At 75.0% G+C, this 18,095-nt stretch carries 12 protein-coding genes; 6 read left to right on the top strand and 6 right to left on the bottom strand.

What is annotated here, in order from left to right; translation table 11 throughout:
* Nucleotides 1-28: 28 nt before the first annotated feature.
* A complete protein-coding gene (locus AC1Z4A_RS11660; protein WP_483677957.1) occupies nt 29-1,720 on the bottom strand; it encodes a glycosyltransferase family 2 protein in 1,692 nt (563 codons plus the stop codon).
* Between the two features lie 146 nt (nt 1,721-1,866).
* On the opposite strand from AC1Z4A_RS11660, the gene AC1Z4A_RS11655 reads away from it, so the two are divergent.
* Complete coding sequence (locus tag AC1Z4A_RS11655; RefSeq protein WP_483677955.1) at nt 1,867-3,396, top strand: glycosyltransferase family 39 protein; 1,530 nt, start codon at nt 1,867-1,869, stop codon at nt 3,394-3,396.
* 28 nt (nt 3,397-3,424) lie between these two features.
* On the opposite strand, the gene AC1Z4A_RS11650 is transcribed toward AC1Z4A_RS11655, so the two are convergent.
* From AC1Z4A_RS11650 to AC1Z4A_RS11635, 4 genes are all read right to left on the bottom strand, one after another.
* Nucleotides 3,425-4,306, bottom strand: coding sequence for a carbohydrate ABC transporter permease (locus AC1Z4A_RS11650; protein ID WP_483677953.1), 882 nt, complete (start codon nt 4,304-4,306; stop codon nt 3,425-3,427).
* The gene (locus AC1Z4A_RS11645; protein WP_483683569.1) at nt 4,303-5,583 is read right to left on the bottom strand and encodes a carbohydrate ABC transporter permease; all 1,281 of its coding nucleotides are present in this window, start codon (nt 5,581-5,583) and stop codon (nt 4,303-4,305) included. The genes AC1Z4A_RS11650 and AC1Z4A_RS11645 overlap by 4 nt, the downstream gene beginning before the upstream one ends.
* 79 nt (nt 5,584-5,662) lie before the next feature.
* Nucleotides 5,663-7,135 (bottom strand): ABC transporter substrate-binding protein, encoded by a 1,473-nt coding sequence (locus AC1Z4A_RS11640; RefSeq protein WP_483677951.1) that lies wholly within the window; start codon nt 7,133-7,135, stop codon nt 5,663-5,665.
* 193 nt (nt 7,136-7,328) lie between these two features.
* A complete protein-coding gene (locus AC1Z4A_RS11635; RefSeq protein WP_483677949.1) occupies nt 7,329-10,556 on the bottom strand; it encodes an FtsK/SpoIIIE domain-containing protein in 3,228 nt (1,075 codons plus the stop codon).
* Between the two features lie 544 nt (nt 10,557-11,100).
* Here AC1Z4A_RS11635 and AC1Z4A_RS11630 point away from each other — a divergent pair.
* The 4 genes from AC1Z4A_RS11630 (at nt 11,101) to AC1Z4A_RS11615 (ending at nt 16,839) form a co-directional block, all read left to right on the top strand.
* Nucleotides 11,101-12,888 carry a serine/threonine-protein kinase gene (locus tag AC1Z4A_RS11630; RefSeq protein WP_483677947.1) on the top strand — a complete coding sequence of 596 codons (1,788 nt, stop codon included), beginning with the start codon at nt 11,101-11,103 and terminating at the stop codon, nt 12,886-12,888.
* 166 nt (nt 12,889-13,054) lie between these two features.
* Complete coding sequence (locus AC1Z4A_RS11625; protein ID WP_483677945.1) at nt 13,055-14,365, top strand: serine/threonine-protein kinase; 1,311 nt, start codon at nt 13,055-13,057, stop codon at nt 14,363-14,365.
* A 106-nt stretch (nt 14,366-14,471) separates the two neighbouring features.
* Entirely contained in the window at nt 14,472-15,587 is a 1,116-nt protein-coding gene (gene prfB / locus AC1Z4A_RS11620) for a peptide chain release factor 2 (RefSeq protein ID WP_483677943.1), read from the top strand.
* Between the two features lie 229 nt (nt 15,588-15,816).
* Nucleotides 15,817-16,839, top strand: coding sequence for a hypothetical protein (locus AC1Z4A_RS11615; protein ID WP_483677941.1), 1,023 nt, complete (start codon nt 15,817-15,819; stop codon nt 16,837-16,839).
* Nucleotides 16,840-16,921: 82 nt separating this feature from the next.
* Here AC1Z4A_RS11615 and AC1Z4A_RS11610 read toward each other — a convergent pair whose 3' ends face one another.
* On the bottom strand, nt 16,922-17,113 hold the full coding sequence (locus AC1Z4A_RS11610) for a hypothetical protein (protein WP_483677939.1): 192 nt from the start codon (nt 17,111-17,113) through the stop codon (nt 16,922-16,924).
* Nucleotides 17,114-17,400: 287 nt separating this feature from the next.
* On the opposite strand from AC1Z4A_RS11610, the gene ftsE reads away from it, so the two are divergent.
* Entirely contained in the window at nt 17,401-18,090 is a 690-nt protein-coding gene (gene ftsE / locus AC1Z4A_RS11605) for a cell division ATP-binding protein FtsE (RefSeq protein ID WP_483677937.1), read from the top strand.
* Nucleotides 18,091-18,095: the final 5 nt, after the last annotated feature.

Raw genomic sequence — 18,095 nt, 5'->3', positions numbered from 1 at the left:
CGCAGCAGTGCGAGGCCCTGAGTGGGCGTCAAGAGGGGGTGCCGGGCCGGGCCCGGCGCGGGCGGCGCAGCCTGTGCACGGCGATGCCGAGGGCGCCGCGGAGGCCGGGCGCGAGCCGCAGGGCGAGCGAGGCGGTCGCGGTGGCATGGGGCTGCGCCAGCAGGATGCCGTAGCGCAGGCTCGGCAGGGCGTACCGCCCCAGCGCCTCGCCGTCGGCCCGTACGGCCGTGTGCAGGATGCCGCCGTGCGCACAGCGGATCCGTACCCGGACGTCCCACGTCTGGGGCGCGCGCACGGCGGCGGTGCGGGGCCGTTCCGGGCCCGGGGCGTCCCGGCGCGCCGCGGCCCGGGCGTCCCGGCGGCCCTGGACCGCGAGCGCATTGAGGTTGACGGCGAGCCGTGCGGTCCAGGAGCCGTCGCCCTCGGTCAGGGCGACGGCGTACTCCAGGGCCGTGCCGCCGCTCCGCGGCCGGAACTCCACGTCCACGGTGTGCGGGCGGGCCATGGCCAGGCGGTCGTACAGGTCGTGGACGAGCAGCCGGAGCTCGACGCGGGGCCCGGACTGCGGGCGGAGGCTCGCGTCGACCGTGACCGGGAGGCGGCGGGCCGGCTTGGCATCGGGGCCGACCAGGCCGTCGAGCGGCACCCGGGCCAGGTCCGCCGACCACACGGGCCGGCCCGCCACGGCGGCGTAGGGCGGCAGCAGCCGGGCGGGACGGGCGGCCAGCTGGGCCAGCCGCTCCAGGTCCCGCGGCGCCTCGGCGGCCAGCACCACCCGGGCGATCCAGCGGGCGGGGGCCCGGGCGGCGCGCAGGTCGGCCTCGTCGAAGGAGGCCAGGCAGGCGCGGGTCACCCGCCACCAGGCGCGCCGGTAGCCGTTGCCACGGCGGGGCAGCTCCCGGACGTACATGCGCAGGTCGTGGTCGAGGAACTTCACGCGCGCCGCGTGGGCGAGCGGCTTGCTGCCGGCGTCGAGGAAGACCGCCACGCCCTGCTGGTGGGCGCGGACGCGGGCCTGCCAGTTGGCGACGGAGGCGCGGTCGAGCGAGAGCGAGGGCCGGGCGGCGTCCCGCCGCACGTGCCAGACGTAGACGGGGTCGGGGACGGTCGCGATGCGCGGGGCCGCGGCGAGGACTCGGGCGCCGAAGACGAAGTCCTCGTACCGGAAGTCCCCTTCGGGGAAGGCGATGCCGCGCCCGGTGAGGAAGGACCGCTCGTAGAGCTTGTTCACGCACAGGGTGTCGTGCAGGAGCGCGGGGTGCGCCGCGGGGGAGTCGTGGACGGCGGCCGACCGGTAGAGGGCGGGCTGCCAGGGCGTGTCCCGGCCGCCGGGGAGTTCGCGGCGCACGCACAGGCCCGCGGTGACCGGGGTGCCGTGCCGGAGCGCGGCGCGCAGCAGCGAGGTCACCGCGCCGTGGGGGAGCACGTCGTCGCTGTCGAGGAACATCACATAGGGGGCGGTGGCGGCCCGGACGCCTTCGTTGCGAGGGGTGCCGCAGCCGCCGCTGTTGACGGTGCGGCGGACGATCCGGAGCCGTGGTTCGGCGGTGGCCAGCCGGTCGAGGACGGTGCCGGTGCGGTCCGTGGAGGCGTCGTCGACGACGACGACCTCGGCGACGGCCGGGCCCTGGGCGAGGGCGGAGTGCACGGCGTGGCCGATGAGCGCGGCGTCGTTGTAGCCGATGACGATCACGCTGACCTGGGCGGTGGGGATTCCCATCCCACTCACTGTCACACTCGCTGTCACAAAAGACATTTTTATCTAATAAGTATGGCTAATCGGGGCATTGTGTCCCCGCGTGTGGCCGGGCGCCCCGCGTCCGGCGGCCCGGGCCGGGGGAGGACGGACATGGTGGTGACGCAGACATGGCGGTGACGGAGCCGATCACCGGGGCCGGGGTGCGTGCCGCGCCGCGGGGGAGGCGGAGCCGGCTGCCCCCGCCGGGGCGGGCCGCTGCCGTCCTCGTGCCCGCGGCCGTCATGCTGGCCCTCGGCCTGTGGGGGCTGGACCGCGGCACCGTGTGGCGGGACGAGGGGGCGACCCTCCAGGTGGCCCGCCGCTCCCTGCCCGAGATCTGGCACATGCTCGGCAACGTCGACGCCGTGCACGGCCTGTACTACCTGCTGATGCACCCTCTGCTCGCCCTGCGCGCCGACGAGACCGCCCTGCGCCTGCCCTCCGTCGCCGCGGCCGCGGCCACCGCCGGGCTCGTCGGCGCCATCGGCGCCCGGCTGGCCCGGCCGAGGGTGGGCCTGTGGGCCGGGCTGCTCTACGCGGCCACCCCGTTCGTCAGCCACTACGCGCAGGAGGGCCGCTCGTACGCGCTGGTCGCGGCGGGCGCGGCGCTGGCGACCTGGCTGCTGCTGCGCGCCGTCGAGCAGCGCTCGTACCGCTGGTGGGCCGGCTACGGTGCGGCAGTGGCGGTCACGGCGCTGCTGCACGAGTTCGCGATCCTGCTGCTCGCCGCCCACGGCGCGACCCTGCTCGCCTCCCGGGCGCCCCGGACCGTCCGGCGGGGCTGGGCCTGCGCGGCCGCGGCGGCCTGCGCGGCGCTTGCCCCGCTGGCCGTCGTCTCGCGGGGCCAGAGCGAACAGGTCTCCTGGCTCCGCACCCCCGGGTACGAGCAGGCCAGGGCCCTCCTCTACGCCTTCGCCGGCCCCCGCGAGGCCGTCCTCGCGGGCACCCTGCTGCTCGTCGCGGTCGCGCTGCTCGCCCCCCTGCCCCGCACCGGGCCCCTCCAGCTGAACGCGGTCGCCCTGCCGCTGGCCCTGGTCCCGCCCGTCCTGCTCTACCTCGCCGCGCAGCGGCAGCCGCTCTTCCTCGACCGGTACCTGCTCTTCTGCCTCGCGGGCGTGCCGCTGCTCGCCGCCGCCGGGGCCGAGCGGCTCCTCGGGCTCCTGCCGTGGCGCCGGACCGTGGCGGCGGCCGGGGCCGCGGCGGTCGCCGCGGCCTTCCTGTGGCAGCTGCCCGCCCAGGAGCGCGAGCGGCTGCCCACCAGCCGGGGCGACCAGCCCGCCCTCGTCGCCAGGGCGGCCGGCAGGGTGGTGCGGCCCGGCGACGCCGTGCTGTACCTGCCGCACTACGAGCGCCGGATATCCCTCTTCTACCCGCGCGACTTCACCGGGCTGGACGACCTCACCCTCAAGCGCACGGCCGCCGCCTCCGGCACCCTCTACGGCGAGGACGTCACCGCGGAGGAGCTGCGCGCCCGGCTGGAGCGGCTACCCCCGCAGCGGCGGGTGTGGGTGGTGTGGGACACCGGCACCGTCGGTACCCGCTGGTTCCGGGGCCAGCGCGCCGAGTTCGCCAAGACCAGGGTGCTCGGCGCGCTGTACCGCGAGGAGTCCACGGTGTACGTGCACGGCGGCGCGGTGTCGCTGTACGCACGCCGCTGACCCACCGGACACACCCTGGGCCCGGCGCTCACTTCACCGCGCCCGCCATCACCCCGCTCACGAACTGCCGCTGGAAGGCGAAGAAGACGGCGAGCGGCACGACCATCGACAGGAAGGCACCCGACGCGAGGACGTCCACGTTGTCGCCGAACTGGCGCACCTGCTGCTGAAGGGCCACCGTGATCGGCGGATTGCCGCTGTCCGCGAAGATCAGCGCCACCAGCATGTCGTTCCACACCCACAGGAACTGGAAGATGCCCAGCGAGGCGATCGCCGGCCCACCCAGCGGCAGCACGACCCGGGTGAACAGCCGCAGCTCGCCCGCCCCGTCCAGCCGTGCCGCCTCCAGCAGCTCGCGGGGGATCTCGGCGAAGAAGTTCCGCAGCAGGAACACCGCGAAGGGCAGCCCGAAGGCGGTGTGGAAGAGCACCACGCCCACGGTGGACTCGAAGATGCCCAGCGCGTTGAAGAGCTTCGCCACCGGGATCAGCGCCACCTGCACCGGCACCACCAGCAGCGCCACGACCGCCATGAACCACCAGTCCCGCCCGGGGAACTCCAGCCAGGCGAAGGCGTACCCGGCCAGCGCCCCGATGAGGATCACCAGCACCGTCGCGGGCACGGTGATCAGGGCGGTGGTCAGCAGGGAGTGCATCACCTCGTCGTTGGCGAACAGATGACGGTAGCTCTCCGTCGTCAGCTGCGCCGGGTGGGCGAAGACCCGCCACCAGCCCGAGGCCGCGATGTCGGACTTGTCGCGCAGCGACGACAGCAGCAGCCCGACGGTCGGCGTCAGCCAGAGCAGGCCCACGACGACGAGGAACAGCCGCGTCAGCCCCCCGCCGAGGTGGGCGGCCACCCGCGCGGGCAGCGACTGCCGGGCCCGTACGACCGTGTTCGCGGCGCTCATCGCCCTCGCTCCTTCCGCATCCGCCGTATGTTCACGACCACCACCGGTGCCACGAGCACCAGCAGGAAGACCGCGATGGCGCTGCCCACACCCTGGTTGACGTCCGTGCCGAAGGACGACTGGTAGAGCTGGAGGGCCAGGACGTTGGCGTCGTGGAGGCTGGAGCCGGGGGCGATGATGTAGACGAGGTCGAAGATCTTCAGCACGTTGATCATCAGCGTCACGACGACGACCGCGAGCACCGGCGCCAGCAGCGGCACCGTCACCCGGCGGAACACCTGCCACTCGCCGGCCCCGTCCACCCGCGCCGCCTCCAGCAGCTCGCGCGGCACGCTCGCCAGGCCCGCGGCGATGAGCACCATTGCGAAGCCCGCCCACATCCAGATGTACGCGCCGATGATCGACGGCGTCACCAGCGTGGGGCCCAGCCAGTCGATGCCGTTGTAGGCCGAGGCGAAGTTGGCGCCGGGCAGCCGGAGCCGGGCCCCGTCCGCCGCGCCCGGCAGCGTGAACGTCCCGTCGGCCGCCGTGGTCGCCGAGGCGACGGTCCGCCCGTCCTTCACCGCCTCGACCTTCACACCCGCCAGGGCCTTCTCCCCCGCGTCGATCATGCCCGCGGTACCGCCGCCGCCCCGGGTGAAGTCCATCCACACCGTGCCGGTGACCTTCCCGGCCACGTCCCGCGCCGGTATCGCGTCCCTCGCGCCCCTGGCGTCCTCCGGCTTCACGGCCACCAGCGGCAGTGCCACCGCCGTCCCCGCCCGCACCGCGGACTTCGTCGTGAACCCACCTCCCCCGCTCGCGGCCAGCTCGCCGGCCGGCCGCGGATGCGCCCCGGGGAAGGGCGCGGGCTCGGCGAAGGTGTCGTGGATGCCCACCCACACGGCGTTGGCGACCCCGCGGTCCGGGTTCTGCTCGTACACCAGCCGGAAGATGATGCCCGCGGCGAGCATGGAGATCGCCATCGGCATGAAGACGACGAGCTTGAACGCCGTTCCCCAGCGCACCCGTTCGGTCAGGACGGCGAAGATCAGCCCCAGCGCCGTGGCGACCGTCGGGGCCACGACCACCCAGATGACGTTGTTCTTCAGCGCCGTGCGGATCCGGTCGTCGGTGAAGACCTCGTGGTAGTTGTCGACGCCCACGAAGCCGTTGCCGGAGGCGTCGAAGAGGCTGCGGTAGACGGAGTAGCCGATGGGGTAGACGACGAGCGCGCCCAGCAGGGCCAGCGCGGGCAGCAGGAAGCAGGCGGCCGCCCACGGCCGGGGGCCGAGCATGCTCCGCCGCCTGCCCGGCTTCGGTACGGGACCTGGGGGCGCGGCGGCGCCCGGAGTCGCGGTGGTCACGGCCGGCCCGTCAGTTCTTGAACGCCTGGGCCGCGTCGGACTCCAGCCGCTCCTGGGTGCCCGCCACGTCCGAGGGGTTCCGCAGGAAGTCCTGGAGGTCCTTCCACTCGCCCTGGCCGGGCTTGGCACCGAACGCGGCGGGCGCCTGGTCCGACATGTCGAAGCGGAAGGCGTCGCCCGCCGCGACCACGGCCTTGGCTATGCCGCGCTGGACGTCGTCCGGGTAGGCGGCGAGGTCGAGGTTCTTGTTGGGCGACACGAACCCGCCCTGCCGGGCCCAGACCTGCGCGGCGTCGGAGGAGGCCAGGAAGGTCAGCAGGGCCTGCGCCGCCTGCCCGTCCTTGAGCGCCACCCCCACGTCGCCGCCCGTCACCACGGGGGAGCTGCCGCCCACCGCGGGGAAGGGGAACACCTTGGCGTCCGTGCCGATCTTCGCCTTGGTGGCGGTGATGTTGGCCGCCGCGAAGTCGCCCTCGAAGACCATCGCGGCCTTCGCCTTCTCGCCCTGGGTGAAGGTCTGGGTGACGGACGTGGGGAACTGGGTGCCCAGCGCGCCGTCGTTGCCGCCCGCCAGCAGCTCCTTCTTCCCGAAGAGCCGGCCCAGCGTGGTCAGCGCGTCCTTGACGGAGGAGTCGGTCCACTTGATCTTGTGCTGGGTCAGCTGGTCGTACTTCTCGGGGCCGGCCTGGGAGAGGTAGACGTTCTCGAACCAGTCGGTGAGGGTCCAGCCGTCCGCGCCGCCGACCGAGACCGGGGAGACGCCGTAGTCGGCGACCGCCTGCGCGGCCTGGAGGAACTCCGGCCAGGACGCGGGCACCTTGGCGCCCGCCGCGTCGAAAATCTTGGTGTTGTACCAGACGAGGGACTTGTTCGTGGCCTTGAAGTACACGCCGTACTGCTTGCCCTGATAGGAGCCCAGTTCCTGCCAGCCCTTGGCAAAGTTCTTGCCCAGCTGGTCCGTTGCCTCCGCACCGAGTGGTTTGAGCCAGCCCTTGGCCGCGAACTCGCGCAGCACGCCCGGCTGTCCGAGCAGGGCGACGTCCGGCGGGTCTCCGCCGGCGACCTTCGAGCCGATGAACGACGCCGTGTCGTCGCCGCTGGGCACGTACGAGACCTCGGCGCCCGTGCGCTTGGCGAACTCGTCGAGGACCTTGGTGAAGTGCTTCTGCTCGGTTCCCGTCCAGACGGCGGTCACCTTGAGCTTCTGGCCGTCGAGCTTGGGCAGCCGGACCGTCTGGGAGATGGCGTCGGACTTCCCCGGGGCGGGCTTGGAACTCTTCTCGCTGCCGCTCTTGTCGCCTCCGCCGTCGCCGCTGTCCCCGCAGCCGGCGGCCGTGAGGGCCAGGGCGCCCGCGGCGGCCAGGGCGAGCGCGGTGCGGGCCGCGCGCCCCGTGCGGATCGGTGTGTGCGGTTCAGGGGATGTCCCAGGGGGTGTCCTGGGAGATGGATGCGGCGTAGGTGTCGTGCGGGTTGGCTTGCGCATGGCCGTACCTCCCGTGCCCGGTCCCCGTCGGCGGCCGCCCGCACCGCACGTGCCCCGGCGCGTGGCCGCACTCCCGTGCGACAGTCCTACGCCCGGCGGCGGGCCGCCGCAATACCGTCTCCGTTGTCAACTCGCCCATCGTGACCGGGCTGTGACGCGGAGAAGGCAGCGGCGTCCCGCCGGTTGCCTCCTGCTACAGCAGCGGCGGCGCGGCCTGCGCGCCCGCGGACTGGGCGGCCCGCTGGAGGGCGCTCGCCAGCAGGGCCAGGTCCGTCGGCCCGTTGCCCAGCTCGCGCACGGGTCGGCGGGTCGGCGGATCGCCCATGCGCTGCCAGTCCAGGGGGACGACGGTCGGCCGCAGCGTCGCCGTGCGCGGGATGCGGCCGGTGACGCGGCCGGCCTGGAAGGGGGTCACCGCGCCGTCGTCGGGGCGCTGCAACCGGCCCCGGCCCGGGGCGGGTTCGCCCGCGCCGCCGCTCCCGTCCCCGCCGGAGGGCGGGCCCTCTGCCGAGGGGGGCGCGATCTCCAGCGTCGCGCGCAGCCCCGCGCGCTCGACCGCCGCCGTGTCCGCCGTGCGCTCCGGGCGCCCGGACGCGGCGATCAGGTGCACGCCCAGCCGCTCGCCGTCCCGGGCCACCGCCTCCAGCGCCCGGACGACCGAACCGGCCGCCGGGCGGCCCGTGCTGCCCAGCGCGGGCGCGACGAGCGCGTCGAAGTCGTCGACGAGCACGACGAGCCGGGGCAGCGCCGTCTCGGCCGTGCGCGTCGGACCGCCGCGCTGCGTACGCAGCTTGAGCGTGCCGCTCGACACCGGCTCCAGGTCCCCGGAGGACGGCTCGGCCGGACGCCGGGGGCCCACCACGCCCGCCGCGGCCGCGGTGTGCCGGTCGTGCCAGGCGACGAAGTCGAGAGTGCCCAGCAGCTCGGCGCGGCGCTTCAGCTCCGAGCCGAGGGCCTGCGCGAACTCCCGCATCCGCACCGGGTCCGCGGCGGCCAGATAGGTCGACACGTGCGGCAGGTCGGTGCACACGCGCAGCCCCTCGCCGCGCTCGGCGGCCGCGCCGTCGACCAGGACGAGGGAGAGCCGGTCGGGCCGGTCGGCCGCCGCCAGCGACGCGGCGAGCGAGCGCAGCAGCTCGGTCTTGCCGGTGCCCGGGCCGCCCTCCACCAGCAGGTGCGGCCCGTCCGCCGCCAGGTCCACCGAGAGCGGTCCGTGCGGCCCGGCGCCCAGCACCGCGACGGCCTGCCCGCCGGACCGGGCGCCCCGGTCGGTGGCGGCCGCCCAGCGGGCCGTCAGGGACGCGGGCGTGGCCCGGGCCAGGCCCAGCTCGTCCAGCAGCCGGGCCGTACGGGGCAGCGCCGCCGCGATCCGCGAGCCGTGCGCCTCGCCGCCCGCCGCGTCCGCCGCCCGCAGCGGGGCCAGCGCGCGGGCGAACCGCTCCGCCCAGGCACCGGACACGGCGTCGAGGGCGGCGATGACGGTCTCCCCGGCCGCGGGCGCACCCGCCGACGCCGGGGCCTGCGCGCGGTGGATCACCTGGACGACCGTGGCCACGTCACCGCTCAGCAGGGCCACCGTGCCGCAGTGGGCGAAGGCGGGGGAGACGGCCTCGGCCGCCGCCAGCGTGGCCGACACCGGGGAGGAGGCCGTGGTGGCCGGCGTCTCCGCGAGACAGAGGACGTGGACGCCCGCCGCGGGCCCGCCCGCCGCCAGCCGCGCGACCGTCTCGCGCAGCGCCGACGAGCCGGGGTCGCCGTCCACGACGAGGACGGTGTACGGGCCGCAGTGGCGCCCGGCGGCCGCGGCGACCGCCTCGGGGGAGGCCGTCGCCCAGCCGGGGCCCAGCGGGCTGTCGTCCAGCCGGCGCACCAGCTCGGCGGTGCGGGCCTCGGCCTGCTCGCGGTCATAGGCGAGCAGCAGCCGGCAGTCCTGCCCGTGCGCGGGGCGCAGCTGCGGCAACCAGCCCAGCCAGGACCACTCCGCCAGCCGCTCCTCCACGGCCCGCGAGCGGTCCGCGCTGATCAGCACGTACTCCAGGGTGGCGGGCGGGTGCAGGGCGGCGAGCTGGGCGAGCACGGAGCGGGCGAGCCCGGACAGCCGGGCCCGGGGCCCGGCCAGCCCCAGGGCCCCGGCCCGGCGCAGCCCGACCGTCACGGGCACGGTGGACAGCTGCCCGCGGTCCGCGGACCCCAGCCGCACCGTCAGCAGGTCCGGGTGGTCCGGCCCGCGCTCCCACAGGCGCGGGCCCGGCCCGAGCACGGTCAGCAGGACGGCCGCCGGGTCGGGCCACCGCTCCTGCAGCGCGGCGGCGGTGCCGCCGGGGTGCGCGGCGCCGGGGACGCCTGCCGTGCCGGGGACGGGGGCGCCGTCCCCGTCCCGCGGCTCCGCGGCCGGCCGCCGGTCGCCGCCGCGTCCCCCGGCGAGCCGCCGGGCCCAGGCGCCTATGCCGCGGGGGCGGCGCCTGCCCTCGTCGGAGGCGCCGGCGCCGTCGTCCGGGGCCGCGGCCGCGTCGTATCCGTCGTGCGCGTCGTATTCGTCGCTGCTCCGGGCGCCCGGCACGCGGGCTCCGGGGGGTGCGCAGGCGTCCGTGCCCGGTCCGTCCGCGGCCCGGCCCCCGTCCGCCGGTTGCCCGAACACCGCCGAGCCCGTGCCGTGGCCGGTCGCCCCGGCGCCGCCCTCCGCCCAGGAGGGGCGCCGCGGCCCGGCGAACCCCGGATGCGTGCTCGTGGGCCCGGAGGGCGCCGCCGGCGGCGCCGCCACGCGCAGGTGCCCCTCCCCGTCCGGCGCCGCCGGAAGGGCGGCCGGGGACGGGGCGTCCGCGCCGTACAGGCCGAGGGTCGACTCGCCGACCTTCAGCAGGGCGCCGGAGGCCAGGGGCACCGGGGTGCCGTCGACGGGCTCGCCGTCCAGGAGGGTGCCGTTCGTGGAGCCGAGGTCGTGGAGGGTGACGCGGCCGTCGTCGGTCAGCGTGACCGCGCAGTGCAGGCGGGAGACGTCGGGGTCGTCGAGCGGGACGTCCGCCGAGCTGGAGCGGCCGACCCGGACCTCGCCGCCGTGCAGCAGGTGCACCCCGCCCGCGTCCGGCCCGGAGACGACGTGCAGCCGGGCGGCGGCCTCCGGCACGCCCGAGGGGAGCACGCCCGGGTGCCGCTCGGGATCGGCCGGGGCGCCCAGCGACAGCACCGCACCGTCGATCAGGGGCGGCTCGCCCAGCGCGCAGCGCTGCGGGTCGAGCCGCTCGGTGCCCGCGTGGACGACGACGGCGCCGCTGCCGAGGTCGGAGCCGGCGGCCGCGACGGCCGCGGCGAGCCCGCTCGCGACGGCCGCGAGCGGGGTCCCCGCGGGGGCGGTCACGAGCACGTCGCAGGCGGTGGTGGTGTGGCCGCTGAGCGGCCCGAGGACGGTCAGCCGGATCTGCATCGCGTCAACGGTCCCTTTCCTGCCCCCGGTGCGTGACAGGGGCAGGCGGCCTTCCCCCACCTCGCACGGGCGCGTCGGCACGTACAGGTCACCACGTCGCGCGGGGGCTCGCCGCTCCGCCCCGCCGCATCCGTGCTGCGAGCATCCTTGCACCTGGCACCGGCAACCCGCCCGGCGAGAGTCGATTCGTGATCTTGGACGACCATCCGAGTATGCGGAACCTCCGGCTCAGAGTCGGGCCGGTGGCTGATTTCTTTTGCCGGTTGTCCGTTCTCGACCTTTTTCTTGCCGTTTTTTATAACTCCTTCCGGCGCACCGGCAACCATCCGTCCACGGCCCGCGTCTTCCCCTGGAGCCCCACCGGTCCGGTCGGCGTTCGCCCGGCCCCGGCCCCCGCGGCGGCACTACAGTGGGGCGGAAGACGGGGGTGGAAGACGGGGCGGAGGGCAAGGGCAGGGCCGAGGGGCCGGGCCATTGGCCGAACCGGAGTTCCGGATCACGACCGGGATCACGACCACAGCATCACGACCAGGGAGCGCATGACGTGCGGCCGGTAGGCAGCAAGTACCTGCTCGAGGAGCCGCTCGGACGCGGCGCCACGGGCACCGTCTGGCGTGCGCGCCAGAGGGAGGCGGCGGGCGCCGAGGCGGCCGTGGCCGGACAGCCCGGCGAGACCGTCGCGATCAAGGTCCTCAAGGAGGAGCTGGCCAACGACGCGGACGTCGTGATGCGCTTCCTCCGCGAGCGCTCGGTCCTCCTGCGCCTCACCCACCCCAATATCGTCCGCACCCGCGACCTCGTCGTCGAGGGCGACCTGCTCGCGCTGGTGATGGACCTGGTCGACGGCCCGGACCTGCACCGCTACCTGCGCGAGAACGGCCCCTTCACCCCGGTGGCCGCCGCGCTGCTCACCGCGCAGATCGCCGACGCCCTCGCCGCCAGCCACGCCGACGGCATCGTCCACCGCGACCTCAAGCCCGCCAACGTCCTGCTCCGGCACGACGGCGAGCGGATGCACCCGATGCTGACCGACTTCGGCATCGCCCGCCTCGCGGACTCGCCCGGCCTCACCCGCACCCACGAGTTCGTCGGCACCCCCGCCTACGTCGCGCCCGAGTCCGCCGAGGGCCGTCCGCAGACCTCCGCCGTCGACATCTACGGCGCGGGCATCCTGCTGTACGAGCTGGTCACCGGCCGTCCGCCGTTCGCGGGCGCCACCGCGCTGGAGGTCCTCCACCAGCACCTCAGCGCCGAGCCGCGCCGCCCCTCGACCGTTCCGGAACCGCTCTGGACGGTCATAGAGCGCTGCCTGCGCAAGCGGCCCGAGGAGCGCCCGAGCGCCGAGAACCTCGCCCGCGCCCTGCGCGTCGTCGCCGCGGGCGTCGGCGTGCACGCCTCCCCGGCCCAGGCCGAGGCGGCGCTGGGCGTCGGTGCGCTGCTCGCGCCCGACCCGGAGCCCACGCAGGTGCCCGGCACGGGCCTGCACACCGCCCCCGGCACGGGCGACGCCGAGCCCACCCAGGTGCTCTCGGCGAACGCGGGCGCCCCCGGCCCGTACGACCCCTACGACCCCAATGCCGCGACCAGCGTCCTGCCCAGCACCGGGCCCGGGGGCCACGCGGACCCCACCCAGGTGCTGCCCGCGGGCCCGGGCCCGTACGGCGGCGACCCCACGCGCGCCATGCCGCCGGTGCCGCCCGGGCAGCAGCCGCAGGACCGGCAGGCCCAGCAGGCCGACAGCCCGCACCCCTGGCAGACCCAGATGCGCGCGGCCCGCGACCGCAACGAGCAGACCCAGTACCTCGACCCGGGCGAGGACCCGCTGCGCCGCCGCCCCACGCGCCGCCCGGCGCCCCAGCCGCCGCAGGCCCCCCAGGCATACGGCCAGCAGCCCCCGCCGTACGGGCAGCAGGGCTACGGGCAGCAGCAGTACGCGCCTCAGCCGCCCCAGCCGCCTCAGCCGCAGTATTCGGCCCCGCGGCCCCCGCAGCGGCAGCAGCCTCAGCGGGCGCCGCGCTACCAGACGCCCCAGCCGCCGCAGCCTCAGCCCCAGTACGCCCCGCCGCCCGCGCCTGCGCCCGAGCCCCCGGCCCCGCGCCGGGAGCCGCGCCCGGCGCGGCAGCGCAGCGCCAACCCCATGCACATCCCCGGGCTGGGCTGCCTCAAGGGCTGCCTGTTCCTGATCGTGCTGCTGGTGCTCGGGTCCTGGGCGGTGTGGGAGTTCACGCCGCTCAAGGACTGGGTCGCCGACGGCAAGAACTTCTGGGACACCGTGGTGGACTGGTTCAACACCGCCAAGGACTGGGTGTCGGGCCTCGGCTCCAGCCAGTAGGCCCGGTGGGCCCGGTGGGCAGGGCTGTCGATATATCGACACCCGACGGGTGTTTTCTGCCTCAGAAGTAACGATTGGCACCGGATCGGTGTCCCCAACTCCTCCGCAGCCGCGTAGCTTGGTCGCCAGCGAGCCTGTCGGATGACGGAGGAGTCGGGGAACAGTCTTGGCACGGAAGATCGGCAGCCGGTACACCGCCCACCAGGTCCTGGGACGCGGCAGTGCCGGGACGGTGTGGCTCGGCGACGGACCCGAGGGCCCGGTCGCCATCAAGCTCCTGCGGGAGGACCTCGCTTCCGACCAGGAGCTGGTCGGCCGGTTCGTGCAGGAGCGCGCGGCCCTTCTCGGCCTCGACCACCCCCATGTGGTCGGCGTGCGCGACCTGGTCGTCGACGGCGCCGACCTGGCGCTGGTCATGGATCTCATCCGGGGCACGGACCTGCGCACGCGGCTCGACCGCGAGCGGCGGCTGGCGCCCGAGGCCGCGGTGGCGATCGTCGCCGACGTCGCGGACGGCCTCGCGGCCGCGCACGCGGCCGGGATCGTCCACCGCGACGTCAAGCCGGAGAACGTCCTGCTCGACATGCAGGGCCCGCTCGGCCCCGGCGGTGCGCACCCCGCGCTGCTGACCGACTTCGGGATCGCCCGGCTCGTCGACTCCCCGCGCCCGGCCTCCGCGCGCGACCGGGACCGCCCGGCGGGCCAGCGCAGCGTCATCGGCACCCCCGACTACCTGGCCCCCGAGATCATCGAGGGCCTTCCGCCGCGCGCCTCGGTCGACGTCTACGCCCTGGCGACCGTCCTGTACGAGCTGCTGGCGGGCTTCACCCCGTTCGGCGGCGGCCACCCGGGCGCGGTGCTGCGGCGCCACGTCACGGAGACCGTGGCGCCGCTGCCGGGCATCCCCGACGAGCTGTGGCAGCTCGTCCTGCAGTGCCTGGCCAAGGCGCCCGCCTCCCGGCTGCGTGCCTCGGAGCTGGCGGCCCGGCTGCGGGAGCTGCTGCCGGGCCTCGCCGGGATCCCGCCGCTCGACATCGACGAGCCGGAGGAGGAGACGGGGCCCGACCCGGCGGCCCCCGTGGCCCCCGCGGCCGCGGAGGCGGCGCCGGAGCCGCGGCGCCGGGGCGCCGTGCCGCTCGTGCCCGGCGGGGTCTCCGACTCCACCCGTGACACCCACACCAGCATGCGCGTGCCGGGCCCGGAGGAACTGGCGGGCGGCGCCCACGGCACGGCCCGCGCCCCGCGTGCCCCGGGGCAGCGGCGTGCGGGCTCGGCCCGCTACCGCTCGCCCGCGGAGGCGGTGCGGAGGCGGCGCGTGAAGATCGGGACGGGGGTGGCGGTGGTGCTGGTCGCGGCGGCGGGGGCGGTGGGCTGGTACACGACCTCGGACCGCCCGGACCCGGGAGACGCCAAGCCGGGCGTCCACCACCCGGGCCCGACGCGGGGGACGGACCCGTCGGTGGCGCCGCTGCCGTAGGGGGTGGGGAAAGAAACCCCGCCCGGCACCGCGATCGCACCGCCCCCGCACCGTGATAGCCCTCACCACGGACCGCACAGCCCTCGCCAGCCGTTAGGCTGGTTGCGTGGCAGTCGTTGATGTATCCGAAGAGCTGAAGTCCCTCTCCTCGACCATGGCGTCGATCGAGGCCGTCCTGGACCTCGACAGGATGAGGGCCGACGTCGCCGTGCTCGAGGAGCAGGCGGCCGCCCCGTCCCTGTGGGACGACCCCGACGCGGCGCAGAAGATCACCAGCAAGCTGTCGCACCTCCAGGCGGAGCTGCGCAAGACCGAGACGCTGCGCGGCCGCATCGACGACCTCGGGGTGCTCTTCGAGCTCGCCGAGGCCGAGGGCGACGCCGACGCGCTCGCCGAGGCCGAGGCCGAGCTGGTCTCCGTCCGCAAGGCGCTGGACGAGATGGAGGTCCGCACCCTCCTCTCCGGCGAGTACGACTCCCGCGAGGCGCTGGTCAACATCCGCGCCGAGGCCGGAGGCGTCGACGCCTCCGACTTCGCCGAGCGCCTCCAGCGCATGTACCTCCGCTGGGCCGAGCGCCACGGCTACAAGACCGAGGTCTACGAGACCTCGTACGCCGAAGAGGCCGGCATCAAGTCGACCACCTTCGCCGTCCAGGTCCCGTACGCCTACGGCACCCTCTCCGTCGAGCAGGGCACCCACCGCCTGGTGCGCATCTCGCCCTTCGACAACCAGGGCCGCCGCCAGACGTCCTTCGCCGGCGTCGAGGTCCTCCCGGTCGTCGAGCAGACCGACCACGTCGAGATCGACGAGTCCGAGCTGCGCGTCGACGTCTACCGTTCCTCCGGCCCCGGCGGCCAGGGCGTCAACACCACCGACTCCGCGGTGCGCCTGACGCACATCCCGACCGGCATCGTCGTCTCCTGCCAGAACGAGCGCTCGCAGATCCAGAACAAGGCGACCGCCATGAACGTCCTCCAGGCCAAGCTCCTCGAGCGCCGCCGCCAGGAGGAGCAGGCGAAGATGGACGCGCTCAAGGGCGACGGCGGCAACTCCTGGGGCAATCAGATGCGTTCGTACGTCCTGCACCCCTACCAGATGGTCAAGGACCTCCGCACGGAGCACGAGGTCGGCAACCCCACCTCCGTCCTCGACGGCGACATCGACGGCTTCCTCGAGGCCGGCATCCGCTGGCGCAAGCAGCAGGAGCAGCAGGACAAGTAACGCCAACCCCCCCTCTAGCCGGACATCACGCCCGTAACTCCCTTGACGCTGCCCGGAAAACTGGGAAGGCTGGCGTGCGGCATGCGTATCACTGGGGTGCGTGTGGCGGGGGGCGAGCGTCCCGGCCTGTACGAGGTGTACGGCCGGTTCGGTCACGCCGTCCCCAGAGCGCCACACCCCCGTGCATAGCTGCTCCATGACGAGATCGGCTACTGGGGGTAGCAGGCAGATGACGAACAAGACGCGACTGCGTGTCGCGCGCATAGCCGCGGGCGCGATGATCGCCGCGGGTGCCTCGCTGACGGCCGCGGGCGCGGCCTCGGCCGCCGGCGTGGACGTCGACGTGCCGGGCATCGGCAAGGCGGACGTGGACGTCCCCACCGGCCCGACCGGCGGTCCGACCACGGGCCCCACCACCATCCCGCAGCCCACCACGGGCACCACCACGGGCGGCTCCGGCACGACCGGCGGCTCGACCACCACGGGTGGCTCGACGACGGGTGGCTCGACCACGACCGGTGGTTCCACGACGGGCGGCGAGACGACGACCGGCGGCACCACGACCGGCGGCAGCACCACCACGGGCGGTACGACCACGGGTGGCAGCACTACCACGGGCGGCACCACGACCGGTGGTGAGACGACGACCGGCGGTGGCACGACCACGGGCGGCTCCGGCACGACCGGCGGCGGCACGACGACCGGTGGCGGCACCACCACGGGCGGCTCCGGCACCACGGGTGGCGGCAGCACGACCGGCGGCGACCACGGCACCACGGGCGGCTCCGGCACCACCGGTGGCGGCAGCACGACCGGCGGCGACCACGGCTCCACCGGCGGCTCCGGTTCCACGGGCGGCTCGGGCTCGACCGGCGGCTCGGGCACCACGGGCGGCTCCGGCTCCACGGGCGGCGGCGGCGACCACAGCGGCTCCACCGCCACCGGCGGCACCGGCGGCACCGGCAGCACGGGTGACGGCGACGACTCCCGCACCTGCCCCGTGGACACGGACGGCAACTGCAACACCGGCACCGACAACGCCGGCGCCCTGCCCGTCCAGCAGAGCAAGCCCAAGGAGGAGCTGGCCCAGGCCGGCACCGCCCCGGCCGAGCAGGCCCAGGCCTCCGGCCAGCTGGCCGAGACCGGTGCCGGTCAGACCACCTTCCTGGTGGCCGGCGCCGCGACGATGATCGCGGGTGGCATCGGCTTCCGCATGCTGCCGCGCCTGATCAACCGCAACACGGTGGCCTGACGCACACGGCCCCGCGCGCGTAACGCGGAGGCCCGGGACGCCGTCACCGGCTCCCGGGCCTCCGCCCGTATGTCGGGTGCCGCTAGCCCGCGAAGCCCCGGGCCAGCATCGCCACCGCGAAGAGCGCCGCCAGCAGCACTATGAGCGCCGCCGGGGTGAGCGCGCTGCCGAAGCCTTCCTGGTGCAGCCGCTCGCGGCTCGCCCGGCACACCGGGCACCGGCCCTCGCTGACGGGGGCCGCGCAGTTGGCGCACACCAGTCGGTCGCATGTCATGCGATTTCCTCCTCCGGTACGTCCAACGCGCGAGAGAGCCGAGCGGTTCCCCTTACCACTGTGCCAGCTTTCCCGCCGTTCGGCGCGGGCGGCCCCCCGCTGCCCCGGCGGCAGCGCGGCAGAGGCCCAATTGTCAAGGGTTTGTCCCCGGCGGCGGTGCCCGTAAACGCGTCAACCCCCGCGGCCCGCTGCAGCGGGGACGGCCGGTTCGGTAGGGTCACGCACACCGACGGGAGCCGTGAACGCGGCATTCCGTGCCGCTACCCAGGCCGACACGTGGTGCACTCGTGATCCGATTCGACAACGTCTCCAAGTCCTACCCCAAGCAGAACCGTCCGGCCCTCCGGGACGTCTCGCTCGAGATCGAGAAAGGCGAGTTCGTCTTCCTGGTCGGTTCCTCGGGTTCCGGAAAGTCCACTTTCCTGCGGCTCCTGCTGCGCGAGGAGCGGGCGTCCCACGGTCAGGTCCATGTGCTCGGCAAGGACCTGGCCCGGCTCTCCAACTGGAAAGTGCCCCAGATGCGCCGCCAGTTGGGCACGGTCTTCCAGGACTTCCGGCTGCTCCCCAACAAGACCGTCGGCCAGAACGTCGCCTTCGCCCTGGAGGTGATCGGCAAGCCCCGTGGCGAGATCCGCAAGGCCGTCCCGCAGGTCCTGGAGCTGGTCGGGCTCGGCGGCAAGGAGGAGCGGATGCCCGGCGAGCTGTCCGGCGGTGAGCAGCAGCGCGTCGCGATCGCCCGTGCGTTCGTCAACCGCCCGCTGCTGCTGATCGCCGACGAGCCGACCGGAAACCTGGACCCGCAGACCTCCGTCGGCATCATGAAGCTGCTGGACCGGATCAACCGGACGGGCACCACGGTCATCATGGCCACCCACGACCAGCAGATCGTCGACCAGATGCGCAAGCGCGTCATCGAACTCGAACAGGGCCGTCTCGTCCGCGACCAGTCGCGCGGCGTCTACGGCTACCAGCACTAGAAGAG

The organism is Streptomyces sp. 17_S59, from assembly GCF_056930295.1.
The sequence above is the reverse complement of the archived record's forward strand: the minus strand, read 5'-3'. Positions and strand labels throughout refer to the sequence as shown.

Bases quoted from the DNA above. Each gene is read 5' to 3' on its own strand.
- AC1Z4A_RS11660 (WP_483677957.1), bottom strand. From the start codon at position 1,720: ATGGGAATCCCCACCGCCCAGGTCAGCGTGATCGTCATCGGCTACAAC.
- AC1Z4A_RS11655 (WP_483677955.1), top strand. From the start codon at position 1,867: ATGGCGGTGACGGAGCCGATCACCGGGGCCGGGGTGCGTGCCGCGCCG.
- AC1Z4A_RS11650 (WP_483677953.1), bottom strand. From the start codon at position 4,306: ATGAGCGCCGCGAACACGGTCGTACGGGCCCGGCAGTCGCTGCCCGCG.
- AC1Z4A_RS11645 (WP_483683569.1), bottom strand. From the start codon at position 5,583: ATGCTCGGCCCCCGGCCGTGGGCGGCCGCCTGCTTCCTGCTGCCCGCG.
- AC1Z4A_RS11640 (WP_483677951.1), bottom strand. From the start codon at position 7,135: ATGCGCAAGCCAACCCGCACGACACCTACGCCGCATCCATCTCCCAGG.
- AC1Z4A_RS11635 (WP_483677949.1), bottom strand. From the start codon at position 10,556: ATGCAGATCCGGCTGACCGTCCTCGGGCCGCTCAGCGGCCACACCACC.
- AC1Z4A_RS11615 (WP_483677941.1), top strand. From the start codon at position 15,817: ATGACGAACAAGACGCGACTGCGTGTCGCGCGCATAGCCGCGGGCGCG.
- AC1Z4A_RS11610 (WP_483677939.1), bottom strand. From the start codon at position 17,113: ATGACATGCGACCGACTGGTGTGCGCCAACTGCGCGGCCCCCGTCAGC.